This window comes from Vibrio sp. 2134-1 (assembly GCF_033339495.1).
Map to the genome: position 1 here is coordinate 1 of NZ_JAWOUS010000795.1, position 557 is coordinate 557.

General features: G+C 47.2%; 1 pseudogene. It reads left to right on the plus strand.

The features are described 5' to 3' along the window. Nucleotides 1–557 (plus strand): annotated as a pseudogene (locus tag R7R78_RS28590) (phosphate ABC transporter, permease protein PstA); the annotation flags it as partial.

A 557-nucleotide genomic window follows, 5' to 3' on the forward strand; every position in this document is an offset into this window, starting at 1 on the left:
GCGGTCAGCATCAGTTTGTTATCGGTGTTAGGGTTATTGCTCCTCATTGGTTGGAAAGGATTAACCTATTTCTGGCCTGCACCATTATATCAATGGAACGTAACGTCGTTGACGCCGGTGCAAGGTGAAGTGCTGCATGAAAACACCATTTTGATTGGCCAGATTTACGAGCGCAGCTTTGTTCCGAGAAGCTATCTTCCAGTGGATGCCGTCAAGAAGTTAGACGAAGATGAGGACTTCGCGACTCGATTGAACATCAAAATTGCGAATCGCGAGTTATATCCGGCCGATTTTATTTCCGTATTGCAGATGCAGCTGGATGAGCCAACCACACCCAAAGAGTGGGCGGTGATTGAGCGCAGCAGCGGCGGATATTTTTTTGGTAAGCTGGTGGCGTTTCAAGATGGCGACAAGCTCTATCAAACTGATATCCAAACGGTGTTGAACAAAAAACTTGATGACGCAGAAACGCTGCGCCACGAGATTGATTCTTTGGTCGTCGACCAACTGAAAGACCTGGGTTGGAAGCTTGAGCAATTGCGTTTAGACAAGCGTAA